This window comes from Saccharopolyspora spinosa NRRL 18395, from assembly GCF_000194155.1.
Taxonomy (GTDB): Bacteria; Actinomycetota; Actinomycetes; order Mycobacteriales; family Pseudonocardiaceae; genus Saccharopolyspora; species Saccharopolyspora spinosa.
This window is the reverse complement of the sequence record NZ_GL877881.1, coordinates 521,197-524,915: the sequence shown is the minus strand read 5'-3', so window position 1 is coordinate 524,915 and position 3,719 is coordinate 521,197. Positions and strand designations below refer to the sequence as shown.

At 59.9% G+C, this 3,719-nt stretch carries 3 protein-coding genes; 2 read left to right on the top strand and 1 reads right to left on the bottom strand.

Annotated elements, in window-relative coordinates:
* Positions 1-1,103 precede the first annotated feature (1,103 nt).
* Entirely contained in the window at positions 1,104-1,622 is a 519-nt protein-coding gene (locus tag SSPN_RS55925; protein ID WP_143539518.1) for a DUF5753 domain-containing protein, read from the top strand.
* The gene (locus tag SSPN_RS52925) at positions 1,600-1,773 is read left to right on the top strand and encodes a DUF397 domain-containing protein (RefSeq protein WP_010314467.1); all 174 of its coding nucleotides are present in this window, start codon (positions 1,600-1,602) and stop codon (positions 1,771-1,773) included. Before SSPN_RS55925 ends, SSPN_RS52925 begins: the two co-directional genes overlap by 23 nt.
* Before the next feature lie 962 nt (positions 1,774-2,735).
* On the opposite strand, the gene SSPN_RS63125 is transcribed toward SSPN_RS52925, so the two are convergent.
* Complete coding sequence (locus SSPN_RS63125; RefSeq protein ID WP_420188560.1) at positions 2,736-2,984, bottom strand: response regulator transcription factor; 249 nt, start codon at positions 2,982-2,984, stop codon at positions 2,736-2,738.
* Between the last annotated feature and the right edge of the window lie 735 nt (positions 2,985-3,719).

Genomic DNA, 3,719 nt, shown 5'->3' with positions numbered 1-3,719 from the left:
CCGGCGCGCGAACGCGCATCCGCAACGGTTTCCCGACATTCTGTGCCCGGCGGATGACGGGCGGTCATCATGACCTTGACGTGATCACGAGGTGAGGAGACGGCCGTTGTCCGAACGCGAGCTGCAAGACGGGGGGGTCGGTGAGCCAGGCGCTGAGGCGGGTCGATGATCTTCGATCATGCCTCTCCACTGCATTGATTGCACACCCATCGTTGGTTCGAGCGCGTCAGGGTGTGTCCGGTTGCTGTGTCTTGGTGGGGCCGTCCGTGGTTGAACGGGCCGGCTGCAGGAAGCGCTCGAAGAACTGGGCTTGTCGCTGTCCTGACCCCTTCCGGCGCGCGAACGCGCATCCGCAACGGTTTCCCGACATTCTGTGCCCGGCGGATGACGGGCGGTCGCTAAATGATGACGCCCCGGTGCGTGGCACCGGGGCGTCATTGTCAGTTTCTGCCGTTGTATCTTCGATGATCTTCGATCATGCCTCTCCACGTTGGAGTAGTCGCGCTCAACAACGTCGAAACTGCATTGATTGCACACCCATCGTTGGCGCGAGCGTGTCAGGGTGTGTCCGGTTGCTGTGTCTTGGTAGGGCCGTCCGTGGTTGAACGGGCCGGCGCGCGAACGCGCATCGCCCGGGGGGGCGGCCGGTTGGCGGTTGGAGGATCTGCCGCCAACCGGCCGCGACGGACCGATGCCGGGCCGGGGGGCACGACATTTGGATATCCAGTGTCGACCGGCACCGGGCCGTGTCTGGGGTCATGCGGTACGCCTATGCCGTCCGATAGCCATTTCGGCGGGTGACTCTTCCCGCAATGCCTCTTCAATGCAAGCACGCGTCGGAACTTCTCCCCAGACACGGACGTCACCGTGCCATCCCTAGATTCTTCCGCGCAGTGCAGGACACGTTTCGACTCACCTACGACGCCATGTTTATAGCGGAACCACCGCACGCCGATACCCTCGGGCATCTGGCCGGGCGGAACAGCTGGGCCAGGTGGACCAGAAACTGCGCTGTGACCCGCGCGGCGGCGGTGAGTAGGTGCTGTAGCCGTGTCTTGTCCAGTCCTCCCCAGTATCGGGACCGGTGTGGCCCGAAGGCGCTGATGCCTTGGGCGATGGTTCCTTCGACACCGGCTATGGGAGTTGCACAAGCTGACGGACACCCGAAACATGATGTTGAGTCACGTGTAATGGTTCGAGTGTCGCGCCGGGAGATCCTTACAAAGCGGAATCCGGTTCACTATGAGGTGCTTGTTGGTGACGTTGCCTTGCGTCAGCAAATCGGGTCAAGTATCGCAATGATCGACCAATTGCGATACTTGATTAAATTCTGTGCAGAAAATTCGAACGTTACGCTTCGCGTGGTCCCAATACGTACCGGCTGGCATCCGGGAACCGCTGGACCATTCGTGCTCTACGAGTTCTCAGACGCTCCGCCTTATGTGCACTTCGAACACTATAGTTCGAGCGCGTTCGTCACCGATTCCAATGATGTCGATGCGTACCGCAAGGCGCTTGACATGATTGGCGAATACGCATTGAATCAGAGCAAATCGATTGATCTGATAGCACAAACAATAGTTGAGGAGCACCAGAACGATGAACCCGAAATATTGGCGTAAGAGCTCGTACAGCAACGTGAACGGCAACTGCGTCGAACTGACCACCACGTTAGACGAAATTCGAGACTCTAAGGACCCTCACGGGCCGACGTTGGCTGTCGACGTGAGCACCTTCGTTCGTGCTGTGCAGCACGGTCGTTTTGACCGCTGAATGATGACGCCCCGGGGCGTGGCACCGGGGCGTCATTGTCAGTTTCTCTTCAATGCAGTCGCGGCACGGTCTCACGAAAGGTGGCGTATTGGACTTGCCCATGTTGCGTCCGCATCGCGACGTCGCGATGGTGCCGGGCTTGCGTTCGTGTGCATACCCGAGATGGTCAGTCCAAACCACCCGGACCCCAGGCAGACACGCGTCCCCTTCCATCGCGGGAGCTGGTCCGGACAAGCCCGATCCGCTCACCCGGTCCCCCGCACGATATTGAACTGTGCATCGCTGATGGCCCATTGGCTTTCGGCAAGCATCACAGCAGCAAGCGTGTCGGCCGGAACCTGAGCCACGGGTGGCATATCGGCCGGTCGATCAGCTCTGGAAATAACGACTAGCAGGCAGGGAACGCACGCTGCCCCCTCGCCCTCCTCGCACTCCTCCACCAGCACGCGTCGGAACTTCTCCCCAGACACGGACGTCACCGTGCCATCCCTAGATTCTTCCGCGCAGTGCAGGACACGTTTCGACTCCGTCCGATAGCCACTTCGGCGGGTGACTCTTCCCGCAATGCCTCTTCAATGCAGTCGCGGCACGGTCTCACGAAAGGTGGCGTATTGGACTTGCCCATGTTGCGTCCGCATCGCGACGTCGCGATGGTGCCGGGCTTGCGTTCGTGTGCATACCCGAGATGGTCAGTCCAAACCACCCGGACCCCAGGCAGACACGCGTCCCCTTCCATCGCGGGAGCTGGTCCGGACAAGCCCGATCCGCTCACCCTGTGCCCCCGTCTGATCGCATGGCATGCGCCCGAACGTGAAGTACATGGGAGAGCCGCCGCAATTTATCCGCTAGCACTACCTGATTCGCTAGGGGGTAGTCCCCCCGCACGATATTGAACTGTGCATCGCTGATGGCCCATTGGCTTTCGGCAAGCATCACAGCAAGCGTGTCGGCCGGAACCTGACTCACCACGGATGGCATATGGTCCAATTTCCGAGCTCGTACCCCAGAATCACGGCGCCGACACGGTTGCGTAGATTAAACTTGCGGTAGATGTTACCCAATCGGGACTTTACGGTATCTTTCGCGATGTGCAACCGCATCGCAATTTCATTGTCGGTAAGTTCGCAGGCGATGCAATATATGACGTCCCTCTCTTCCTTGGTGAGATTGATCAACTTATCCGTGCTGAATCTTTGCGGAGACGTTCGCACTACATTAAAACCGTTCGTACTAGTATGAGATAGCCACTTCGGCGGGTGACTCTTCCCGCAATGCCTCTTCAATGCAGTCGCGGCACGATCTCACGAAAGGTGGCGCATTGGACTTGCCCATGTTGAGACCGCATCGCGACGTCGCGATGGTGCCAGGCTTGCGTTCGTGCGCATACCCGAGATGATCAGTCCAAACCACCCGAACCCCAGGCAGATCCGCGTCCCCTTCCATCGCAGGCGCTGATCCAAACAAGCCCGATCCGCTCACCCTGTGCCCCCGTCTGATCGCATGGCATGCGCCCGAACGTGAAGTACATGGGAGAGCCGCCGCAATTTATCCGCTAGCACTACCTGATTCGCTAGGGGGTAGTCCCCCCGCACGATATTGAACTGCGCATCGCTGATTGCCCATTGGGCTTCGGCAAGCATCACAGCAAGCGTGTCGGCCGGAACCTGAGCCACGGGTGGCATATCGGCCGGTCGATCAGCTCTGCCAATGACAACTAGCAGGCAGGGAACGCACGCTGCCCCGTCACCCTCCTCGCACACCTCCACCAGCACGCGTCGGAACTTCTCCCCAGACACGGACGTCACCGTGCCATCCCTAGATTCTTCCGCGCAGTGCAGGACACGTTTCGACTCACCTACGACGCCATGTTTATAGCGGAACCACCGCACGCCGATACCCTCGGGCATCTGGCCGGGCGGAACAGCTGGGCCAGGTGGACCAGAAAC